The sequence below is a fragment of the Caballeronia sp. LZ034LL genome (assembly GCF_031451215.1).
Classification (GTDB): Bacteria; Pseudomonadota; Gammaproteobacteria; order Burkholderiales; family Burkholderiaceae; genus Caballeronia.
The window spans coordinates 3,109,688-3,131,903 of the sequence record NZ_JARUXR010000001.1; the positions used below are offsets into that span (position 1 = coordinate 3,109,688).

14 protein-coding genes, 1 tRNA gene and 2 pseudogenes are annotated in these 22,216 nt (G+C 59.8%); 10 read left to right on the forward strand and 7 right to left on the reverse strand.

Going from position 1 to position 22,216, the window contains the following annotated elements; translation table 11 throughout:
• Window positions 1-11: 11 nt before the first annotated feature.
• The 6 genes from QCE83_RS14355 to QCE83_RS14380 all read right to left on the reverse strand — a co-directional run bounded on the left by QCE83_RS14355 (window position 12) and on the right by QCE83_RS14380 (window position 4,737).
• Entirely contained in the window at window positions 12-329 is a 318-nt protein-coding gene (locus QCE83_RS14355) for a hypothetical protein (protein ID WP_309811265.1), read from the reverse strand.
• 69 nt (window positions 330-398) lie between these two features.
• Entirely contained in the window at window positions 399-1,388 is a 990-nt protein-coding gene (locus QCE83_RS14360; protein WP_309811269.1) for a hypothetical protein, read from the reverse strand.
• Between the two features lie 56 nt (window positions 1,389-1,444).
• Complete coding sequence (locus QCE83_RS14365; protein WP_309811275.1) at window positions 1,445-2,380, reverse strand: phage capsid protein; 936 nt, start codon at window positions 2,378-2,380, stop codon at window positions 1,445-1,447.
• A gap of 41 nt (window positions 2,381-2,421) precedes the next feature.
• Entirely contained in the window at window positions 2,422-3,417 is a 996-nt protein-coding gene (locus QCE83_RS14370) for a lambda-exonuclease family protein (protein ID WP_309811278.1), read from the reverse strand.
• 72 nt (window positions 3,418-3,489) lie between these two features.
• Complete coding sequence (locus QCE83_RS14375; RefSeq protein WP_309811280.1) at window positions 3,490-4,455, reverse strand: DUF932 domain-containing protein; 966 nt, start codon at window positions 4,453-4,455, stop codon at window positions 3,490-3,492.
• A gap of 96 nt (window positions 4,456-4,551) precedes the next feature.
• Window positions 4,552-4,737, reverse strand: a complete 186-nt coding sequence (locus QCE83_RS14380) for a hypothetical protein (protein ID WP_309811283.1) — start codon at window positions 4,735-4,737, stop codon at window positions 4,552-4,554.
• A gap of 801 nt (window positions 4,738-5,538) precedes the next feature.
• On the opposite strand from QCE83_RS14380, the gene QCE83_RS14385 reads away from it, so the two are divergent.
• From QCE83_RS14385 to QCE83_RS14420, 8 genes and pseudogenes are all read left to right on the forward strand, one after another.
• A complete protein-coding gene (locus QCE83_RS14385) occupies window positions 5,539-6,387 on the forward strand; it encodes a dsDNA nuclease domain-containing protein (protein WP_309811286.1) in 849 nt (282 codons plus the stop codon).
• Window positions 6,348-7,307 (forward strand): hypothetical protein, encoded by a 960-nt coding sequence (locus QCE83_RS14390; RefSeq protein ID WP_309811288.1) that lies wholly within the window; start codon window positions 6,348-6,350, stop codon window positions 7,305-7,307. The genes QCE83_RS14385 and QCE83_RS14390 overlap by 40 nt, the downstream gene beginning before the upstream one ends.
• Window positions 7,300-12,558, forward strand: coding sequence for a DEAD/DEAH box helicase (locus QCE83_RS14395; RefSeq protein WP_309811289.1), 5,259 nt, complete (start codon window positions 7,300-7,302; stop codon window positions 12,556-12,558). The genes QCE83_RS14390 and QCE83_RS14395 overlap by 8 nt, the downstream gene beginning before the upstream one ends.
• Entirely contained in the window at window positions 12,555-13,757 is a 1,203-nt protein-coding gene (locus QCE83_RS14400; protein ID WP_309811291.1) for a Druantia anti-phage system protein DruA, read from the forward strand. Before QCE83_RS14395 ends, QCE83_RS14400 begins: the two co-directional genes overlap by 4 nt.
• A gap of 449 nt (window positions 13,758-14,206) precedes the next feature.
• Entirely contained in the window at window positions 14,207-15,328 is a 1,122-nt protein-coding gene (locus tag QCE83_RS14405) for a hypothetical protein (protein ID WP_309811293.1), read from the forward strand.
• A 240-nt stretch (window positions 15,329-15,568) separates the two neighbouring features.
• The gene (locus QCE83_RS14410) at window positions 15,569-17,899 is read left to right on the forward strand and encodes a hypothetical protein (RefSeq protein ID WP_309811296.1); all 2,331 of its coding nucleotides are present in this window, start codon (window positions 15,569-15,571) and stop codon (window positions 17,897-17,899) included.
• A gap of 281 nt (window positions 17,900-18,180) precedes the next feature.
• A pseudogene (locus tag QCE83_RS14415) lies at window positions 18,181-19,342 on the forward strand (IS3 family transposase).
• Between the two features lie 251 nt (window positions 19,343-19,593).
• Window positions 19,594-20,508: a DUF559 domain-containing protein gene (locus tag QCE83_RS14420; RefSeq protein ID WP_309811298.1), complete on the forward strand. Its 915-nt coding sequence runs from the start codon at window positions 19,594-19,596 to the stop codon at window positions 20,506-20,508.
• A gap of 406 nt (window positions 20,509-20,914) precedes the next feature.
• Here the strand turns inward: QCE83_RS14420 and QCE83_RS14425 are convergent.
• Window positions 20,915-20,990, reverse strand: a tRNA-Lys gene (locus QCE83_RS14425).
• Window positions 20,991-21,159: 169 nt separating this feature from the next.
• Between QCE83_RS14425 and QCE83_RS14430 the strand changes: the two genes are divergently transcribed.
• Window positions 21,160-21,567, forward strand: a complete 408-nt coding sequence (locus tag QCE83_RS14430; RefSeq protein WP_309811301.1) for a PaaI family thioesterase — start codon at window positions 21,160-21,162, stop codon at window positions 21,565-21,567.
• Window positions 21,568-22,158: pseudogene (locus tag QCE83_RS14435) on the forward strand (patatin-like phospholipase family protein); the annotation flags it as partial.
• Window positions 22,159-22,216: the final 58 nt, after the last annotated feature.

Genomic DNA, 22,216 nt, shown 5'->3' on the forward strand with positions numbered 1-22,216 from the left:
CCGAAGAGATTTCAGTAGTCCGCTGGTAGCAGGACGGTCGTCACGGACCGGTCCCATTCGGTGATGACCCATACAGTCACGTCACCGGAGAGGGCGTAGCTCGACATGATGCGAAGCCCTGACTCGACGGCGAGGTCGTTCTGGGCACGGTCGGATTCATCCAGGTTGCCCCAGTCGCCGTGGCGGTGGCGCTCCAGCAGATCCATGGCGGATACGTTGGCAACGCGCAGGGCATCGAGCGCACCGTCCGTGGCGACCAGGCGTCCCAGAGCGAAGCGCGGTCTGCGTCGGCATGCCGAAAACAAAGCGTGTGTTGCGATGCTATTCATGGTGTTTTCCGAAAAAAGGGCGTGTGCGTGCCTCCGGATGACCGGATGCGCGTGACGCTGATGGGAAGCTTAGGTATAAGAGGCTGTAGCGATGTTCGGCGACGCGGCAACGATCCGGCGGCGCAACGCTGAAGCGCGTGCCTGCGAGCAGCGCAGGTGTTGCCGGATACCGGTTACCGTTGGGCGGACCGAACCCGCCGCGACGCTGGAAAGCAGTTGCAGAAACTCGCCGTCATCGCTCACCGCGACTGGGTCGGCCGAAGCGGTCATGGATTTTTCTGGATCGGAGACGCTCTGTGGCGTGAGCGCGCCGTCATGAGGAGATACCCGATCTGGAGCGGAAACGGGGTCAACCCTGGCAGATGCAGCGTCGGACAGCAATGCCGGCGATTGCGGACCGACTTCCGGGCGCATGGCGGCAAACCAGCAAAGACAGGCAAAGCCCTCCAGTACAAGCGAAAACACCAGGCCGACAGCGAGATCGATCGTTCCGGTACCGACACCCAGCCACATCGATATGCGTGAAGTCACGGGATCGTCGCGCGCCGCGTCCTGACGTGCCAACGCACGCCGATTCCGTTCCATCTGCCAGTCAGCCCACGCCTGTTCGCGACGCGCGTCTTCTGCCTGCACATCGAGCGCGGCGAGCTTCGCTGCGAGTTCGGCGCGGCGGACCCGCAGCGTCTCGCAATGGCCGGCGCACCGTAGCGCGTTGAGTCGCGCGAGCTTTGCGACAACATCCGCACGCGCATCTGCGATATCCCAACTTCTGACGGGCGCTGGAACGGAAACCGGGGAGTTGACCCGCGTAGCGAGCGCAGTGGCCCGCGCCTCTCCCGCATGTGACATCGAGAACACGAAGAATGTGGCGTGTCCGTAGCAGGCGGTTGCCAGACAGGCAGCCCACAGGACGCTGCCGGTAGCGCGCAGCAGTCTGGGACTCTCCTGAAGCAATGCCGGAAGCAGGTGTGCGCCCGCAACCAGCACCACGCCAACGGCGACCCACACGAGACGCTCCGTCAGCCAGCCTCCACGCTGCCAGCCGCCGATGACCGACATGCAGACCGCCGTGCAGCTTGCCACTACTGCCAGAGTAGTAGTCATGACCCGAAGAGTCACGATGGCGTACCGGCAAGTCGCGCGGTACGACGCTCCAGCTTCTGGCGAAGCGTGGGCGTCGTACCACTGACGGTGTCCGGCGCGCCGGATTGCCCGTCAGCATTGCCCGGCGCCGATGGTCCGGCACCGCCGTGTTCCGGATAGAACTCCTCGACGAGCGCCGATGCATCTTCAACCGTGTCCTCGAATGCGCCGTTCTGGAATCCCGCGCGCGCGGCCGCGTCGAGTGCTGCCTGATCAAACCCCGCCTCGCGCCGGCGTTCGTTGATCTCACGTGCTTCCGTGATGGTTGCTTCCAGTGTTGTCCCAGATCGGACGCTGAGATCGACGTAGTAGATGGCCGAACGGTAGCTCTGCGCCGTCGATTTGCCCCGCAACCTCAGTTCCAGCGGCAGACATGCCAGCAAATTGCCTGACACAGCGCTGAAGTAATGCAATCGCGCAGCGAGGGTACGTATTGAATTGAACGAACCAGTTCTAAATACGAACGAGCCTAGTTCGTCCTCGTCACCGATCGCGACATTGAGCCGGCCATAGGGCTTGCATCCCCCCTGCTGGCCAAATGCACAACCGTCTGGCGACGGACACGGCAATTCCTCGATGCTGGCGTCGCCCGCTCTGCGGCACGTTTCGCCGTTCCCGACGCACACCGGCCTGCCAGTTTCGCGATCGAACAGCGAATATTCGGCACGCAGATTCAGATCCGGGTCGTTGAAGAGAACGCGCACCGGGATAGCGCGCAGCTTTCCGGTACTCGCCTTGCGAAGAGTTTCGTTAAGTGGATGCAGCAGCCAGCCGTCGCGCTGCTGCACTTGCGTGGTAATCGTAAACTGATCGTCGGCGGCAGGATGGCGTTTTCCATTTTTCTCGACAATCCTTCCAATAGAAATGCGCCCGATAACAGGGGGAGTGATCGCAAGACCTTTAAGCATTATGAACTCCAGGACAAACGACAGAAAAATGAGCGTATGGATCAGGTCGACACGAGAAACCGTCGCGAACCCGGTTTCGTGATGGCGTACTGACTGGCAAGCTGCGGATGATCGGCAAGAAGGCGTTTCAGATCGACGCCGGAACTGTCGCGACTGCGCCGGAATGAAACCGAGCCTGTTTCGAACGTTGCCCGGTCGGCTTCTCCCATGGCCTGCTGGATGGTCTGCTTCAGTTTTGCTTCAGCAGACTGACGCTCGTCGATCTGCGCCCGCACCGATACGAGATCTGCAAACGTCGCCGACAGGCGTCTGTCGTCAGTGAAATCGACCGCGCCACCCGCGCCGGGATAGAGGCAGCGAAGCGCACGATCGGCAGACTCGGAACCTTCGGCGGGCGGTGGTATGTCGGTTTCGACGTACTTCCAGAACGCGGCCTCCAGCGGAATCAGCCGGGCAATCAGTTCGTCGTCGCGTTCGATGCGATGGACTTTAAGCTTCTGGCCGCAGATCAGCACCGCAACGTCCGCTGCAAGCCGTCCAGTGACAGCCAACTGATGCTGAACCTGGATCTGCACGTACTCTGGCACACCGTCGCGCCACTGACGGGCACCGAATTCGCCGGCGGTCTTGCATTCGAGCACCTGCACCCCGGATACGCCGACAACTTCGCGATCGATGTTGGCGAGCATGAATGGGAAGTTTGGGTGCTGAAGTACGGCGTTGACCCTGCGTACTCTGTTACCTGTCTGCTTGGTGTAGGAGGCAGCGACAATCGGCTCCAGCAGCGTGCCCCAGTAGACCGGCTCGGTCGTGTCCTCCGGGTCAGGGCGCACGAGATCCGCATCGCGCCCAGTCTTGATGAGCCAGAGCTCCAGTGGGCTCATGTATGGGCTAAGACCGACGGCCGCTGCGGCATCCGATCCACCGATCCCGGATTTCCTCACCACCAGCCAATCTTCGCGCGGCATGTTCTTCGTTTCAACCAGGCGTAACGCCGGACGGTTCCGGTTGCCTCCAGTGGCACGAGGTTGCGACATGAAAGTGCTCCAGATGTGAAAACGCCCGGCGGGTTTCTCCGGCCGGGCGTGTATGCTGTTGATTGATTCGACTCATGAGAGGAGATTCATCGCTTCGTCCCACGCCTTCTGCTTGAGTGCCGAGCCTGCCCCAAACCACGCGGCGTCTCGCCGATGATCCTCGCTGCGCGCACGTCGGTGATGGTCGACGTACTCGGTGATGGCGTTCAGAACACCGAACGCAGTTCCCGCTGCCGACGCCATCTGCGCACCCTTGCCGCGACCACCGAACAATTCCAGCACCGATTTCACCGCGCTATCGTTCGTTGTTGCAGCAGCGCGCGCGGTGACGGGCCCGACGTTATAGGTGAGCACACGCCGGCAATACGCTTCAGCAGCGGAGTCGCTGACCTTGCAGTCCGACATGGCTTTCATTCGTGCCATGAAGCCATCCCAAGACGAGATTGCGATACCGAGCTGGCGCTTAACGGCCTGTGCATCGAATTGCGAGCGATGCGGTACTTTGACCGCGCCCGTGCTGTCGCCGAGCGCGATGGATAACGTGTTGTTGCACACAACACGGACCGAGGTGAACTGCGCTGTCGTTGCGAGCGTGCCGTCGCACGCTGTCGCAAGCAGCAGGTAGCCGTTGACGCGATCCCGGCCCTTGAGCAGCGCGCTCTGGCCAGTCTTAGCAAGTGCCCACAGTTTCCTGCCCTCCTTCAGCACGCCGGCGGTTTCCAGCTCGAAGCCGCCAACCTCCGTGAGGTCCCGATAGAACTCGAGAATCTCTGCGGGCTGTACGACCTGGTAGCGCGACGAGACGACGGACAGCGGCGCTTTGGTGTCCGAGCGGTAAAGTACCTTCTGTTCGGGGAAAGCATGAATGGAGCCAAGGCCCGTGCTGCCTGCGACGAAGCGCACTTCTGCCTCATCGATGCGCCAGTCCATGCCGGCCTGTTTTGCCCAGACGTCGAGCGGCTGATTCTGCGGAAGATGGTTGCCAAGACCGTGCCAAGGCGTTTCTCCGGCGAAGGCCATCGTTTGAACAAGGTGCATGTTGTCGAACTCCGATTAAATGAAAGCAAAAAGCCCGGCAAAAGCCGGGCTCGTGTTGGATGAAGAAATTGGATAGGTTGAGCTGAACGTTGTCAGTCACTGCCTGCTGAAAGTGTGTTCGCATTCGAGACAGCGCTGGTTATCGAGCACGTGCTCATCAACGGCTTCGCCAAGGGTGACGCCGGCCGCGCAGCCGGCGGTTCCGCCGACGAGCCCGCCGATGATGGCACCCGCAAGGCTACCGAGAGCGACGCCAGCCGGCCCTGCGATCAGGCCGACCATGGCTCCGGCTTCTGCCCCGGATATCGACATTGCGACACCGCCGGCCGCTCCGGCCACTGTGCCAACAGTTCCGCCTACCTTCGTGGCTCGGTTCAGCTTTTCAATCTGTTGGGACTGGCATTTTGGACAGGAAAGCATTGATGCTCCTTCAAGATGAGCTATAGAACACAAGCAGACATTGCCCGCGTCGAGAAGGTGATATGTAACCGAAGCATTCTGCAATCTTGTAATTCCGCTCAAGTGGTGCGCGATGATGCGACCTTTCGTGCACGGGTTTGTAGGCCTGTTGATTTACCGCAGTATTAACGACCGGTCCGGCGACCATTCCGAGTGCAGCGCTTCGGCACCGCCGAGTACACCGGCAGCGGTGCCGATAGTGGCGCCTAGCCTCACGAGCGTAATCTCGGGTAGTGAGCGCTGCGAACAACAGCGGGGACAAGAAAGCGAAATGGGTCATATATCAGCCTCGGTAAAATACAGGGCACACAGTGTTGCTCAAGCATTCAAGGGAATCCTCGATGAAGTGATATATTTCCAAGAATTCTTGCGAAGCTGGGCGGACGTTGAATTTCGGAACGACCGAAGCGTTGGCGTACTTGCAACAAATGGCAGCCTCGGCCTAGCTTTCTTGCTATGGGCAATTGACGGCAGTTATCCCTGCCATTGTTGACCTTCTTGGTCAGTCGACGGTCCGTGAACTGGCTCGCAAGTAATAGAACGGCGAACGGCAAGAGAGGCTTGACTCCGGGAGCGTCAGGGTCGAGTTGCCAACAAAGAACAGGTGGCAAAGAAGGGATGGAGATGGCACGGCGGACTTCGGAAAGACGCACGGAAAGTAGCGTTCAGGACAATCTGGATGTCGTACTCAGAGACCGCTTTTCCGATGAAAAGGACGGAACCAACGCCACCCTAAGCTTTACCTTTCAGCAGTGGTGGGCGGCGTTGTCCATCGCCGAACTTCCTGCCAATGAAGGCGACTTTGTCGTTGGCGTCGAAGTGAAGGAAGACGTCGCCATCCTAGATTCCGCTCAGGCTCCTACCAAGGTAAAGTTCTGCCAAATCAAGAAGCATGAGCGCGACGGTGCTTGGGCCCTGAAGGACCTGCACAAGAAGGGCGCCAAGCGCAAGGACGGCACACATGAGCATTCCATTTTGGCAAAGCTCTACGCTCGCCGGAGAGAGTTCGGCTATTCGCGCGCAAGTTTGGGGTTCGTCTCCAACCTTGGGGTCAAACTGGCCGATGAAGCAGGTGGAAATCCCTACGCCGCGCACGCCGATCTTTCCTCTCTGCCGGTTGGGCAGCAGTTGCTGATCAAACGGGCGATTGCCAAGCAGTTAGGTTGCTTGGACGATGACGTCCATCTGGCCGATGTCGTGATCTATAAGACTAGCCTGCCGCTGGGGGAGTCGGAGATATTTGTCAGCGGCAAGCTTGGATGGCTTTCGTCAACTGGTCAACTGCTATTCCGCCTTAGCCATACCTCGCTGGCCGCGCAGGTTTTGGCGAGGGAAGTGCAAAGCCGTGCATCCAGTATGACCTACGCGCGCAGCATCGAGGAGAGCAGCGATGCGATCGCAAGTACCCCTCCGGCTGGCATAAGAAAGCGCAAGTGTCTCGTTTTCTTCCGCTACTTCATCTCGTCAAGGTGAACGCTCCGGTAGTCGAACCTCTTGAATTCGCTCGCGGCGCGCTATGCGCCGCGAGCTTTGTCGCAATGGACGCAGCCCGCGAGACGCACGTTGCAAGGCTTCACAACCTGTTCGAGCGGGCGGGCTTGGCAGCATCCATGGCGGACGCACTTGGAACCATGCAGTTCCTACGTGAGGCGGAACCGCTGGGCGGGGGATATTGGATTCCAACTCCTGTGCGCACTGTCGATCTCGGCTCCGGTCGCTGCCTCTTGGTGGGGCCACAGCCGACTTCCGAACTGCAGCGACACTTTGCCGGCGTGCGCCGAGCAGGCGCCGGCCGCGTGATGGATCGTGCCGACGTGCCGGAGTTGCCTAGTCAGTCGCAGGACGCTTGGCGAGGCAGCGACGGATGCGATGCCTGTGCGTGGACGCAGTCCGCAATCGATTCGGCGCTGAAACAGTTCGCGTCGTCGCTAGTTGCTGACAGTTTGCAGGTTTTCGGCACACGGATCGCGAGTGGACGGCGTCGCGAACCCGCATGGGCAGAGCCGGGAAGCGATGCCGCGTGTGTATGGCGAGGCATTAGCCTCTTCCGCGCTCGGACGGGGGCGACACGCTATCGCTATTTCTTTGGAAAGTACGAGGCCGGCAAAGAATTCCTCGAAGGGCCGCCGGTTCAGGATGCGACACGGTTGCAGTTTGGGTTTGCGGCTTTACAGCGCCAGCCGATGACCGTGACGATTTCAACGGTGTCCGGCGCGACGGCGATTTCTCTGCCGCTGGCGCCTCCCCGAAACGTGAGGCGCCTGCTGGTTGCGCTTTGCGATGCCGATCACAGATCGTTCGGGCGCGTTTGGATTTGCCGCGAGCCGGTCTATTTGCCGGTTCTTCTGAGAGCGATACAAGAACTCAAATGCGAAACTGCACACCATGAGTGAACCGAAAATCTACTCCGCGCGCGCCGTCTTCGAGGGGATGAAGGGGACGTTGCATCGGTATCTTGAAGCGCAGTACCACATCTGGGATGAGGGGTTGATCGAGGCGCGTAAGCGACTGCTGGAGTCCGAGGGCGTCACGTTTCAGGAGCCCCGTATCGAGGCGACACCGTTCTACGCCGCAGGTAGCACGTACTCCCAGATGCAGATCTCAGCGGCGGCCAAGGGCGTCCTTGAACTCGCGGCCAAACACGCCGGAACAGGCATTCCCGACCAGCCCTACAAGCATCAGGCGGATGCGCTCGAATCGTTCCTTGGTCGCAGTGAGGAAATCATCGTCGCCACCGGCACCGGCTCCGGCAAGACTGAGTGCTTCCTCATGCCGATTCTGGGATCGCTGGCAACAGAGTCTTCCGAGCGGCCGGAATCGTGGCTGAATCCAGGTTGTCGCGCGCTGCTGCTCTATCCGATGAATGCATTGGTCAACGATCAGCTTTCGCGGCTGCGGCGGCTGATGGGCCAACGAGACGTTGCCGAATACATTCGCGGCAGGCGGCCAGGGCGGGCGACGTTCGGGATGTACACGAGCCGAACACCTTATCCGGGAGTCACGAGCAGAGCGCGTGATCAATCGCGTCTCCGGCCACTTGTGCAGCATGCATATCTTGACCTTCCGCCGGATGCCAGGGAGCGGCTTGATCGAGAAGGTAAGTGGCCGACCAAGGATCTTGATGGCTTCATCGCCTCCTCCTTTGTGACGGGCGCCAACGACTCGGAAATGCTGTCGCGCGGCGAGATGCAGGCTCGCTGCCCCGACCTGCTTATCACAAACTATTCGATGCTGGAGTACATGCTGCTGCGGCCGATCGAGCGGAGCATCTTTAATCAGACGGCGGCGTGGCTGGCAGCCGACAAATCGAATTATTTCACCGTCGTGCTCGACGAGGCCCACATGTATCGCGGCTCGGGGGGCGCCGAGGTCGCGTATCTCCTGCGGCGGCTTCATGCGCGCCTCGGCGTCGGCCGCGACCGAGTGAGGTATATCCTGACCAGCGCAAGCCTTGGCAAGTCGGCCGAGGCGGTCGCGCGGATGAAGTCTTTCGCCGCGGACTTGAGCGGTCTTGGTGCTGGTCAGCGGGAGTTCACGCTTATCCGGGGCGAGCAGTTAAAAAAAACAGGAGAACGGCCTGCTACTCGAGAAGAGGCGGCCGCCTTGGCACGATTTGATATCGCAGCGCTACTCGATTCCGCGATCAACCCGGGCAAGGCGATACAAGGGTTCGCCTCGCTGCTAGAAGCGCTGGGCCAAGAAGCAATGAAGGCTGCGGGAGACGAGCAGGTAGCGCTTCGGCAAGCCGTCTACGAATGGCTCCAGTCGTTTGGGCCGGCATCACTTGTTGCAAATTTGGTGACGGCACATCCGCAAAAGCTACGGGCTGTTGCGGCCTTGGCCTTTCCCGGAGCGCCCGATGCCGAGGCAGCGATGGAGGCAACGCTGGCGCTCATGTCGTTCGCAAAAGAGCGGGATAGCAGACGAGTGTTCGCGCCCGTGCGCTCGCACCTGTTCTTCCGTGGTATCGCAGGCATCTATGCCTGCACCGATGCGAGCTGTAGTGCGAGAGATTCTTCGATTCCCTCTGGGACGCTCGGCAAGCTCTATTCGGAGCCGATGCTCAAATGCAAGTGTGGGGCCCGCGTCTACGAAGTGCTGACGCATCGCGATTGCGGCGCGGCGTTCATTCGAGGATACATTCAGGACCAGTTCGGAATGTTCCTTTGGCATCAGCCGTCTAGTGGTCTGTGGGGAACGGGCGGGTTGATGGAAGCGCATTTCCTCGTCGAGGTTGACCGCCGCGCCGTCGGGACGCATGGGCGCATGGAGGGCGCTCACGTGTGGCTCCATAAGGCCACCGGGAGGCTGGTCCAGGCACCCCCAGCCGAGGAGGAGCTTGGCCAATACCTCGCGCTGCTTCGGCCCGACGGGGCAGTGTCGATTTCAGGACAGCAGGCGCTGTCATTCAATTGTGAATGTCCCGTTTGCACGCGCCGCTGGCGAGCTGGATCGACCAAGATCATGGACTTGGCGACGAAGGGCGAAGCGCCGTTCGCGCAGTTGGTCCGCACGCAGGTCGAGCTTCAGCCGATCACGCATGCGAAAACGGACAGTTCCCCCAACGGCGGACGCAAGTCGCTTCTGTTCTCCGACGGGCGGCAGAAGGCGGCGCGGCTGGCGAGAGACATTCCGCGCGAGATCGAGAATGATGTATTCCGGCAGTTGCTACTCCTCGCTGCGAGGGAACTGCGCGGACTCGGGCGCGAGGCCACGCTAGGCGATCATATCTACGTTGCCTTGTTGCATGTGCTCGCAAAGAACGCTCTGTTGCTGTTCGACGGCGCCGACCGGGAGCGATTGCAGCGAGATGTGCTTGATCATCGCCGCCACTATCTCGGCGAGCTTCGAGATGCGCTCGAGGAATCACCGCCTGCCAAGCCACCACGCTTCTCCTCGCTCCTCTTGCGGCATCTGGGTTCGCCATTTTACTCACTGAGCGCGCTGACGCTGGCACACGTCGTTCCTATCGCACGTCTGCGTCGGCAGATCGTTGCCGACCTTCCTGGAATGGACGAAGCGCATCTGCGTGCCGTGTGGACGGCATGGATTCAAAGCTTTGCAAGTGACTTCGCCGTGGATGCGGACTTGCCACAGGGCGTCAGATCTCAGGCAGCGGGCTATCCCATCGGCGGAGGCCTGGACCGGAATGGCGGCCTCTCGGCGAGGCAGCAGGCTTTTTTGCGCGCTCGCGTGCCGGAACTGGACCGGATTTTCGATACGTTGACCGCATCGCTTTGTCAGGCGCGGCCGGGAAGTCCGGGATTCTTCATTGTCCCTCGGTTTCTTGCCTTGGAACTGGCATCGGACCAGCACGACTGGTATCAATGCGGGCAGTGCGCCACTGTGTCGCCCGTGGAGTGGTGGGGCCACTGTCCCAACTGTCTGGCGGGAGAAGTGACCGCCGTTCGCCCCGGGGCTACGCAATACTTGCGCGCGCGCAAGGCGTTCTTCCGAGATCCGGTCAATGAGATTTTGGAGGGGAAGGCGAGCCCATTCAACTTGTCAGTAGAGGAACACACGGCCCAGCTCTCCTATCGGGACGTGGACGATTCCACGACGACGATCGAAGAATTCGAGCGCCGCTTCCGGGACATCCTGGTCGAACGCAACGACACGTCGATTGACGTTCTCAGCAGCACGACGACGATGGAGGTCGGCATCGACATTGGTTCTCTAATCGCGGTGGGGCTGCGAAATGTGCCGCCGCTGCGACAGAACTACCAGCAGCGCGCCGGACGTGCCGGGCGAAGAGGTTCAGCCGTTTCTACCGTCGTCACCTACGCGCAGAACAGTCCTCACGACAACCACTACTTTGGCAATCCCGAGCCGATCATCTCCGGCGAGCCCACCCTGCCAGGTGTCGATACCGCAAATCCCAAGATCGTTGAGCGGCACATCCGCGCGCAACTTATCCAGGCGTACTTCCATTCGCAACCATTGAACTCGGCGAGCGGGGACGTGTTTTCGGTGCTCGGAGAGACGATGGATTTCTACAACGGGACGGGCCTGTTTAGCCTGTCTGCGTTCAACGATTGGCTTTCCGGTTCGCAAGCGGTACAAGCGTGCTACACGGCAATGAGGCAGTGGTTGCCGGCGTCGTTCAGGAAGTCGCCGTCAGACGTGGCGACCGAATTCGTCGCGCGGCTGGAGCAGGTGCGGCCGAGGGCCGCGCACGAACTAGACCCGGCAGACGAGAGGCTGATCGAGTTCCTATTTGACAGGGGCTTCCTGCCTTCATACGCCTTCCCGCGCGATCTGTGTGCACTGCAAATCGAAGGGTTGGAGAGACGCGGCAATTTCACACAACCGAAGATTATTCAGCGTCCTCAGCAAGGGCTGAATGTTGCGCTGTCTGAGTACGCGCCGGGCCGTCTCGTCGTCGTAGATAAGAAGACCTACCGCGTAGGAACTGTCGCTGCCAATGGTTCGACGGCCGTCGTCGATCGAGCCGAGCGGCTGTTCGATGAGCGCCGCTACTATGTTCACTGCCCGGAGTGCGAATACACCTCCGGGTTCAGGATTGCGGCGCCGGTAGGCGAGCAGTGTCCACTTTGCCGTACAGCCGTGCTGCAGGCGGCGTCGGTTATCGAACCGCAGGTCGTCTTCCCCGAGGGCCGAGGCGAGGTCGATGAGTTCGACGATGAGCAGACCTTCACGAACGCAACTAGCGCACAGTTATCCGTGCCGGCGGAAAGCCCTGCGTTTGACTTGCGGAAACTGGGCGTTCACTGCGAGATAGGATTCGCGCGCACTCAACAGCTCGTGATGGTTAACAAGGGGGAAGAGGATGCCGGTCAGTATGTCGGTTTCTTGATCTGCAATCGGTGCGGAAAGGCGGCCTCCGATCCGCAGCGCGTCGGACCGCATGAGCGGGACTACTACCTTTCCACGCGCGCGCCTGGGCGTTGCACGGGCCAGTTCGAGCAGGTGTATCTCGGTTACGGCTTCGCATCCGACGTGCTGATCGTGCGACTTCCAATGTCGGCACCGCTCCGTTTCGACCCTGTGCGAACGACCGAGCGTGAGCCCGTCTCAAATGCGCTGCAATCGCTTGCCGAGGCGTTCGTACTGGGCATAAGCCAGGAACTGGACATCGATATCCGCGAAATCAACGCAGGCTTCCGGTTCGTCCGCGTTGGCGAAAAACACTTCGCCGACATCTTCGTGTACGACACGCTGTCCGGCGGTGCCGGCTATGCTACGCAGGCAGCGGAACGCTTTGAAGCAGTCATGACAAACGCCGAGGCCCTGCTGAGCCGGTGCACGTGCTCGGCCTCATGCGACAAATGCTTGCGTCACTATGGGAACCGCTTCCATCACGCGATACTGGATCGACATTTGGCGCTTGACCTGCTGCGCTATGCGCGCGACGGATTCGTACCGGTGGCGCTATCCCATAATGAACAGCGGGCCACACTGCAGCCCCTGAAGGACATGATGCTGCTCGCCGGCTGGTCTGAAGATCCGTCAGTTGCGGTTCCCTATGTCGTCGAGCATCAGGGGCGGCGGGTGCATCTTTTCTCGTTTCCCTCGTTGGTTGAACCGGTGCACTACGGCTTTGAACCAACAGCCAACCGCTTTGCGTTCTCGGCGTTTGAACTTGCGCGCGATCTGCCCGGCGCTTATGGAGAGGTCGCATGAAGACGGGGTTGGTCATATCGTTGCCGGGGAACGAAGCGCGGCTCAAGCGGAAGGTACGAGCCCATTTCAAACGTCTCGGCTTTTTGAAGGCTCCCGACGGCACGCTGATGCCGCCCAACCTCGACAAGCAGAGCTATCGCGACATGCATGCGCATCAGCGAGACTCTCGGCTTAACGACAACCGTGCATGGATCGATAACCGGTCTGCGCGCCTGATCCAGCACTTCGCGTCCGGAGCAGAGCTTGACGTCGAGCGCATCCGCCCCCGCATCGAGGTCGTTCGCTCCGGCACTTGGCAGGGCGATCTGTTTCGATTCGCGACCTACTTTTGGAGAATACCGATCTCGGAGGGCTACGGCCGCCGCATGCGCTTCTTGGTGTGGGATGACCATCACGAGAAGGTGATGGGACTGTTCGCGTTGGGGGATGCGGTATTCAACCTGCGTGCCCGAGACGAATTCATCGGCTGGGACCACCATCGGCGAGAGGATGCGATGGTGAACCTCATGGATGCCTACGCGCTAGGGGCTGTGCCACCGTACAACATGTTGCTTGGAGGAAAGCTGGTTGCGTCACTCATTCGGAGCCAGGATGTTGTGGATACCTTCCAGGCGAAGTATCACAACTCCGTCGGGGTGATCTCAGGGCAAAGCAAGCACGCCAAACTTGTCGCGGTCACCACGACATCGGCGCTCGGGCGTTCGTCTTTGTACAACCGCCTAAAGATCAGTGGACAGTCGATTTTCGAGCCGATCGGCTCGACTTCGGGTTGGGGGCATTTCCACATTTCCGACGAACTGTTCGCCGACTTGCGGGACTATCTTCGATCAGTGGGCCATCACTATGCCGACTCGCACGGCTACGGACAGGGGCCCAATTATCGGCTTCGGTTGATACGCAAGGCGCTCGGATTGTTGGGCCTTGATCCAGATATGGCGAGGCACGGTCTTACGCGGGAAGTATTCTTCTGTTCGCTTGCGAGAAACTCGCTTCAGTTTCTTCGAGGTGAGCACAAGCGGGCAAGGTACGACCATCTGCCGACGGTCGCGCAGATGGGAGAAGCCGCCAAGCTGCGCTGGGTTATCCCTCGGGCGGAGCGAATGCCCGAGTTTCGCACCTGGCGCAGCGAACAGTTTCTCCGAGAGCTTGATGGCATGCGGGGGCGCATGCAGCGTAGACGGCTTGAACAGGTCGGATAGTGGACTGGGCCCGTGATCACCTCGGCAACGATGTGCCGGCTTGGCTGGGCGGCATGGCGGGGTTCGGTTTAACGTGCCCGTCCTGCGGTGAACCCGTGCGTCGACGGGCGGGTGCAGAACGTCGGCCGCATTTCGCGCATTACAGCCATCGCGCCAAGCCCGAGTGCGACAACTATTTTCCGTCCCAAGGCGGCGTCATGGCGACGGGGCTTGGGGCTGGCAGCGGGGTATCTCCGAGCCCATGGAAGAGGGAGTCGTTGAGTTGCGGGCTTTTTCTGACCGCCGACGCGGGGCAAACTTCGCCGACGCTGTGGCTGCGAATCCCGCCCATGGATCCTGAAACAACCGCTTTGGGGCGCCTCGAGCTTCAATCGGGACTAGGACACCGTACTTACCATCTTGCGGACCTTTCCGTTGCTCGTCTCGTTCCTATGGCGCCGCAAGTCCCATTGGCAGTGATTGCCGGGGTCGGAAGCATGCTACCAGTTGCCGCTCATATCGCGCGGCTGATCAGTGCATTTGTCGCAGATCGCAACTTTTTCTACGCCGAAGAGAAGGGGGGCAGGTTCGTCTTTAGCGATGAACCATTGGAGTTGGGGTGCCAGTATCGACTCCTCTCTATAGATGACGTGGTGCCGCCGCTGAATCTTGGCGCGGCGCTGAACTGGAGACCGGAGGGCAAGTTCGGAGGCTGGAACAGCTACGCGATGGCACTGCCTTCGTCCTTCGTCGATGGCGCACAGCGGAATTCGCTCCGTGAAACTGCCGAATTTCTTGGTCGCGGCATCCGAAGCAGGCGTCCGCGACTTTATGTCGTTGATCCTTTGCCGCATCACGTCGATGTCGACGGAACGTGCGTCTATCCGGAGTTGCCGACGTCGCTTCTGCTACGCAGAACGGGCATTTGCGCTGTGGACGTAACAGCGTCGGGCGGTACGGCGGTAGCTCGCGTCATCGAACAGAGCGGTGAATGGGTACGACTCGAAGAATTCAGCCAGGGCGAGCAGGAGTTCACCGTAGCGGTGGACGGCGACGAGCAGATAATCGTTCGTACCGAGGACTGCGCGCTATTTCGGCCTGGTGGCATCGCTATTAGCACCGACGAGGTGACATGGGACTTATGCACCGATTCGCCGCTAGCTGGATCAGAGCTCTTGCGGCACGAGGTCACCATCGATTGCGAAAACGATCGGATCGCCACGCACCTCGCCCGCCTCAACGACGGCTGGCTTCTTGAGAAGACACGACTGGTATCGCCGGCTGGCTCGCCGAAAAACATATACGCATGTGGCTTCGGCGAACTTCGGGGGATTGTCCAGACTTCGCAGCAAGAGCCAGAGAAGCAGGGTGACAAGAATGCCGCGATCAAGCAGCTAGGTGCCGCGCTGAACTGGCTTGAGCACCTTGCGGCCCGTAGTTTCGGCGCTGACGGAGCACGCCGTGTAAGGAGCTACCTGGCGGACCCCACCCCTGCAAACTTATTCCGGCTCGGCCCCATTATGACGAGTCACCTGATGCCATACATCCGGGCAGCACAGCATCAACAGCAGGAACGGACTGAGGGAAACTGAGGCTTACTTATGGCGTATGAGGGAATCGATAGAAGGCGGTTCATCCAATTGCTCGAATGGGGTGCTGCTGACGACGAACTGCGGCGGTTCTTCGCCGACTGCCGCATACAACTGATTCAGAGGGGCGCCAGGGTACAGAATCCTCCTCGCGGTAAGCCCGCTCGTGTCCGCATGCTGGCGCAGGGGCTGCCTCCGGCGACCGATCGAATAGTCCAAAGGTGGTTTAACGAGCACCTGACGATGCTCGATCCGAAGCCTGTTAGCGATCTGGTGGCGGAGCTGCGGCTTTACGAGGAGATGGGTGAGAGCCCACCGGAGGACGAGGCGAAGCGCCTAGCTCGCTCTTGCCTTGTACATCTGTTTTCCAGCGACCCACCTGCTGATCTGGTTTCGTTTCTGCGCCCTGCGCAAGCGGCAAATGCCGGCGAACCTTCCGAAGCGCAGGCCGGAACCGTGAACGGGCAGAGTTCCGATGCATTTCCGGTGGCCCTCGGCCAGGCGCTCGTGGCGTTGGCTGAAGGGCGCGATCCAGACGAGTACCTGTCTTCCTTATCGTCTACAACTGCGTCGTTTGTGGCGGGATTGCAGGCGGTGCGTAGCGGGCGCGATGACGAGGCGAAGATCGCGCAGGAGGCGCTGGATCACGAACCGGAAGTCCGCGCTTTGCTTCTCGAGTACGCCGCCAGGAGTGCGTCGGCGCATACAGGCAACGCAGTTCGTGGGCTGCAGATGCTGCGCTACGCGAGTCCCGACGAGGCCTTCAGCTTCGATTCCGACCGCGATGAAGTTCTCGCGATTTGTACGCGCGATTACCCAGAGACAACGGTCTTCTTACATCCGTTCGCCATTCGTACTGCGGACGGATCATGGGTTGACTTGTCCAACGACACCGATTGCCAGAAGCTCTTCTACACTTCCGGTGATCTCATCGCCTTCCCAGGGCGAGATACTCCGCGACAACCGAAGCGTGGGGAGATCGGCATCTGGCGAGTGGCCGAGAACAAGGGGGCGAACACGGGTCATCGCACAAACTTTCACATCGCATCGGAGATGACTCCGGTCTACGAAGTGCGCGATGTGCCATTCCCGTCGACCGACTACGACTCCGTTCGGGAGTACATCAAGCATCAATTCGAGCAGGGTGGGGTGCACCTGGCCACGAAACTGCTATTTGTGCTGCGCGATCAATTGGTGGTCGGTTGTCCTGCGGGCAAGGACTTATCGAGAGACGACGGTTTCGAATCGGGTCTTCCATGTTGGCAAACGCTATCTGCCTGTCGATTTGAGGGCCGCGTGCTTGTTCCTGGCCCCTTGCCACCTCCGGGGACGTACGAGTGCGAAGCGCTGGGAACCAGTTTGAGGAAGCTCTTCGCCAAGGGAGAATGGGGTACAGACAAGCCGACGAAGGCCCTAGCAAGGAAGCTTCAAGAACTGATCGCGTCCGGCGAGCAGGGACTCAACTCTGCGCGTGTCGCTCGGCTACGCGCAGAGTTGTCTTTTATTGATCAGCATGAAGGTGCCATGGACGCTTTGCTTGAAGAGATCATGCGTGATCCGTCAATCAGCGCGCGAGTCGATAAGCAGGTTAATGCCCGGGTAGAAGCCCTCGTTGCTCAGAAGGAGCAACTCAAAAATAGTGTCCAGCAACTGGAGCAGAAGCAGCGCGATTTGCAGGAGCAGCAGCGTAAGGCCGAGAGGGAGCAAAAGGCCGTTGCGCCCGCGGTCGCGAAGGCGATTCGCGGAGCCTTCGACAAGGCACGCGATGACGCCTTGGGGACGCTTGGGCAGGTGGCAGTGTTCAAGGCGCTGATAGATGAACTGATCGAGAGGCCGGCTGCACCCGGAGAAGCCGGGCTGGCCCAGCCGGCGTCGACTTCTACAGGTTTCCGGGCTGCGGCATCTGTAGTTCGTTTACCTCATGATGGGCTTTCGACGGTCATTGAAACATTGCGAGCACTCGGCGTGGCCCCAAAGTCCGCTCGCGCGATTGAACTGGTCGGTCAGATGGCGCATCAATGCGGGCTCATACTCATCATCGATGGTCTCGCTGGACGGCTTGCTGCGGAGGGATGGCTAAGCGGGAACGCAGCGTCTGATAAGGTGTTCGAGTGCGGTTTTGGAGAGGTGGAGGATCATGCAATTCGCGGCATCCTTGCCGATGCCCCAGATGCCTTAGGAATTTTGGACGCGAATCTCTCCCCCTTGGATCTGTATGCGAGACCGTTAATCGACGCGGTGCGACGGCGCTTGGCGGGGATAGACGGAGGAACATTTGCAACCAGGGTTCTGATGTCGGTATCGGACGATACCGCAGCGCTTCCTGTGCCGGCGACGGTGGAGTCCGTTTCATTGCGCGTGTCTTTGGACCGCATTCCCGTGTTCGTTCAAGACAGCGGGGTTGCAAGGCAACTGGAAGAGATTGATTCGACCGATACGTCTCTTGGGTGGTTTGCCCGGATTTGGAAGCCGGCGCGGCCACGAGTGCTAAGTCATCTGCGCTCGATACCAATTGAAGATGTGGCGTTCATTTTTGCGGCCCTCGAAGTCGCGGAGATCAAGGGGAGAGACTAACGGGGGCGACGCAATAGCCTAGAGGTCAGTGAGGTTGCGATTGATTCTCGACGGAGCCCGATCGGTCAAAGCGCTGCTAGAGGGGGATTTCAGGGGGACAACATGGGTCGACATTTGATTGATGCAGACCCCCTCTGGCATGGTTGGAAGCGCGGCATTTCCGGGCTTCCATCCACGCGAAACCAGCTCTTTGGTGTCGTCGTTTTCTGTCGCTTTTGGACTGAGGTCGGCTGAAAAAAGTAGATGCCAACATTCCGTAGAATTGAGGAATGGAGGCATTGATGAATCGAATCCCCAAGGCCGTGTACACGAAGGATTTTCGTGAAGAAGCAGTAAAGCTGGCAATGACTGACGGCGTTGGCGTGTCCGAAGCGGCGCGTCGGCTGTCGATTTCGACGAAGACGTTGGCGAACTGGGTGCGCGCCGCAAAGGAGGGCAAGCTGGAGCAGGTTGGACAGACCCAGAGGCCACTCACAGAGATCGAGGCGGAGCTGGGCGGCTCAAACGAGAGTTGGCGGAAGTGAAGATGGAGCGCGATCTCTTAAAAAAGTTTGCGACGTACTTCGCGAAGGAGTCGCGGTGAGGTACGGCGTCATCGAACAAATGCGACAGCATCCCCCGGTGCCGCCGATGTGCCGGTTTCTGGGCGTATCCATCAGCGGCTACTACGCCTGGCGCACACGGCCGGTGTCGCTGCACGCTGAGCGGGAGCTTCAACTCGAAGCAGAGGTGCGCGCCGCTCACGAGCGGACCCGACAAACCTTCGGTCCAGAGCGGCTACAAAAGGATCTGGCGAATCATGGTGTTCAAATCGGCGTTCATCGCATCAAGCGTTTGCGGGCAAAGCTCGGCCTGCGATGCAAGCAAAAACGGAAGTTCAAGGCGACGACCAATTCAACGCACAACCTACCAGTCGCACCGAACCTGCTGAATCAGGACTTCAAGGTAAGCGGGCCGAATCAGGCCTGGTGCGGTGACATCACGTATATCGCGACCGATGAGGGATGGCTTTGTCTGGCCGGCCACAAAGTTCTGTTTAGCGGAGAGGTAGTCGGCTACGCGATGAGCGAGCGCATGACAAAACAGCTGGTAATGCAGACACTGTTTCGTGCTGTGGCGTCGCACCGACCACCGGCCGGTCTGATACAGCACACGGACCGCGGCAGTCACGCCTATCAGAAGCTTCTCAAACAGTTCGGCATGCAGGCGTCAATGAGCAGACGAGGCAATTGCTTCGACAACGCACCCATCGAGTCATTCTGGGGTTCACTGAAAAATGAACTCGTCTATCAATGCAAGTTCGTGACTCGTAATCAGGCCCAGAAAGAAATTACGGAATACATCGAGTTCTTTTACAACCGGCAGCGCACACAAGAGCGTTTGGACTATCTGTCACCGGCAGCTTTCATGCAGCGATTTCATTTGCGTAAAATCGCTGCTTAATCCGTTGGCGTCCACGGATTCCGACCGACCTCATCAACTTGACGATCGCAACGCCCGGACCCCGAATGTTACGAGCGCTGGCTTTGAACGCTGGTCGCTCACCCGGCCGAAATCTGCTGATTCAGCGGCGGAGATTGCGCCGCGCTTCCGTTGAAGCGCGGCAACCATACCTCGCTTGCTACGGGGAAGCGGCAATTGCGATCAGGTCGTTGCTGCTTCCGGGGACGATGAAGACGAGTCGATCGTTCGCAATGTCACTCTTCGTTCGAGCGAAGCTTCTCGGTTTAGCCGAACAACATTGGGAAAGGAAAAATTTGAACACTCGCGAATTTGCTGATGCCTTCACGCGATCCTCGGAGGAATGCGTTGCCCTCATGGCCGATGTTATTGAAGAGATTCGGCAGCGCAATCTCAAGTTGCCGATCGACCTCGATTCTTTTGCGGGCTGGCTTGCGGAAGCAACCCAACGGGCAATCAGCGTCTGCGAGTCTCCAATCGAAAAGGCATTCGCTGGGGGATTGCTTTTGGCATTCCTCTTCCGGGCAGATAGAGGGTTGATCGTGACAGACCCACTGTTGAATGCAGAGGATGATGCACGCCAAATTACCGAAGCTCTGCGGCGGAGACGCCGAATCGAGTGCGAATGGGAGCAGCACATCGAATCGCATCGCGAGGATCTGAGAAACGTCAATCCTGGCATGGAGGCCGCATACCTCGCTGAGCATCCACTCTTTGAGAGGTTCGAGGAGTACGGAGCACAACTGTGCGACACCGGTAAGCTCACGAAAGCCGACTACGTGCTACTGTTCGAGCATCCGATCGTGTCGGCAGGCTGGCTCGCTTGGCACGCATTCTTGCTTTCTCCACAGTCGGTTTTTCCCGGCCTTGGAGCCGACGGAAAAGACGCGCGAGTCGACGCCTACATCTGGTGCCCTGCGCAACCTAAGCTTAGGATGATCGTCGAATGCGATGGCTACGAATTCCACGGCCCCAAGGCGAACTTCATCGCTGACAGGCAGCGTGATAGGAACTTGCAGCGCGCTGGATATGATGTCTACCGCTTCGCTGGCACGGAGCTTTTTAACGACATGAAGAAGGTCGCAGACGAGGCGTGGCTAACAGCTATTAATCTCCGATTCGGAGGCGGGGAGGATGAGCAATTGTAGTGGGCAACTTGATTCCTTGAGCTTTTTCATCCATTTCGTTTAGCGTTGGCCTTCGACGCCACCGTTGATGGGCCAGCGCGTAGCGAGACGCTACGCGATTGGGATGGAGGTGGTTCAGGCAACCGCGAAAGTGGCGGGACGCATTGCGTGAACGCGGCGCGCACCTCGAGAAAGGAAGGAGCGTAGCGTTTGCCCTGTGAGGACTGGGTGAAAGGCCGCCCGGCCCGCACCGCGAGGTCAGATCAATGCGGAGGGGGATTCAAGCGTCAATCTAGACCGCCGCCTGGACCCGTCGATATGGATCGACGATGGTTGACGTGAGCCTAAAATGCCTACATGGTGCCTACACGAAACCCAGAAAGCAAAAAGCCCAGTCATGAGGACTGGGCTAAATGCTTGATTTCTTTGGTGGGGCGTGAGTGACTCGAACACTCGACCTACGGATTAAGAGTCCGCTGCTCTACCAACTGAGCTAACGCCCCAACAGAAGCGAAATTATAGCGGTGGTTTTCGACCGCGCGCAAGCCCCTTTTAGCAAATTTCTGAAAAACTCCTGTGCACCGCGTCATGGCGGAGAGGCCCAACCCACCTCACCCGCCCGTTATCATTGGCGAATTCCCCGCCCGACGACGCCAAGCCAAACCAAACCTCATGGACGATCCCGCCATCCGTGCCTTGCTCGACAGCATCCTCGCGCCCTGGGTCAAAGACCTGCACCTCACCCCGGCCGACATCACCGCCGACGCCGTCACCCTCCGCCTGCCCCATTCGGATCACCTGCGCCACGCGGGCGGCGTCATCTGCGGCCAGGTCTTCATGGCCGCCGCCGATACCGCGATGGTCGTCGCCATCTCGCACGTGATGGGCGGTTTCTCACCGATGACCACCGTCTCACTGAACACCACCTTCATGCGCCCGGTGAAGTCCGGCGACGTCCTCGTCACCGCCCGCGTAAAGAAGCGCGGCCGCAATCTCGTTTTCGGCGACATCGAAATGCGCGACGCGCAAGGCGAGCTCGCCGCCCACGCCACCACAACCTACGCGCTCATCAACCCATAAATGTTCGACCAAGTCGTATTCGCGGGCGGCGGCAACCGCTGCTGGTGGCAAGCCGGCTTCTGGGACGTCATCCAGCCCGAGCTGAATCTGAAGCCGCGCATCATCGCGGGCATCTCAGCGGGCGCCGCCACGGCCTGCATGCTCTACACGAACGAATCGCGCCGTGTGATGGCGTACTACGCCCACGTCCTGCGCGACAACACGAGAAACGCCTACTGGGGCAATCTGCTGCGCGGCGAGTCGGTATTCCCGCATTACCGCATCTACCGCCAGGCGCTGCTCGACATCTTCGCGGACCGCTTTTCCGAGCTCCGGCACGCGCCCGAGATCCGCATCGGCGTGTCGCATCTGCCGCGCTGGCTCGGCGCGCGCAGTGCGGTCGCGGCCGGTCTCATCGCGTACAACATCGAGAAATACCTGCGCAAGACGCTCCATCCGACGCTCGGCCAGACGCTCGGTTTCCATCCGGAGTTCGTCAAGGCACAGGCCTGCGCCACGGTCGAGGATCTCGCCGACCTCATCCTGCAATCGTCGAGCACGCCGCCGTTCATGCGTATTTCGGCGAACGTGACCGCCGATTTCGGGATCGTGACCGATTCGGCAAGGTCGGGCGTTGCGCGGTTTCGATTGTAGATTTCCTCGCTAGTTT

Coding starts and splice junctions, on each gene's coding strand:
- QCE83_RS14355 (WP_309811265.1), bottom strand. CDS start 329: ATGAATAGCATCGCAACACACGCTTTGTTTTCGGCATGCCGACGCAGA.
- QCE83_RS14360 (WP_309811269.1), bottom strand. CDS start 1,388: ATGTCGGTCATCGGCGGCTGGCAGCGTGGAGGCTGGCTGACGGAGCGT.
- QCE83_RS14365 (WP_309811275.1), bottom strand. CDS start 2,380: ATGCTTAAAGGTCTTGCGATCACTCCCCCTGTTATCGGGCGCATTTCT.
- QCE83_RS14370 (WP_309811278.1), bottom strand. CDS start 3,417: ATGTCGCAACCTCGTGCCACTGGAGGCAACCGGAACCGTCCGGCGTTA.
- QCE83_RS14375 (WP_309811280.1), bottom strand. CDS start 4,455: ATGCACCTTGTTCAAACGATGGCCTTCGCCGGAGAAACGCCTTGGCAC.
- QCE83_RS14380 (WP_309811283.1), bottom strand. CDS start 4,737: ATGGTCGGCCTGATCGCAGGGCCGGCTGGCGTCGCTCTCGGTAGCCTT.
- QCE83_RS14385 (WP_309811286.1), top strand. CDS start 5,539: ATGGCACGGCGGACTTCGGAAAGACGCACGGAAAGTAGCGTTCAGGAC.
- QCE83_RS14395 (WP_309811289.1), top strand. CDS start 7,300: ATGAGTGAACCGAAAATCTACTCCGCGCGCGCCGTCTTCGAGGGGATG.
- QCE83_RS14400 (WP_309811291.1), top strand. CDS start 12,555: ATGAAGACGGGGTTGGTCATATCGTTGCCGGGGAACGAAGCGCGGCTC.
- QCE83_RS14410 (WP_309811296.1), top strand. CDS start 15,569: ATGCTCGATCCGAAGCCTGTTAGCGATCTGGTGGCGGAGCTGCGGCTT.
- QCE83_RS14420 (WP_309811298.1), top strand. CDS start 19,594: ATGTCACTCTTCGTTCGAGCGAAGCTTCTCGGTTTAGCCGAACAACAT.
- QCE83_RS14430 (WP_309811301.1), top strand. CDS start 21,160: ATGGACGATCCCGCCATCCGTGCCTTGCTCGACAGCATCCTCGCGCCC.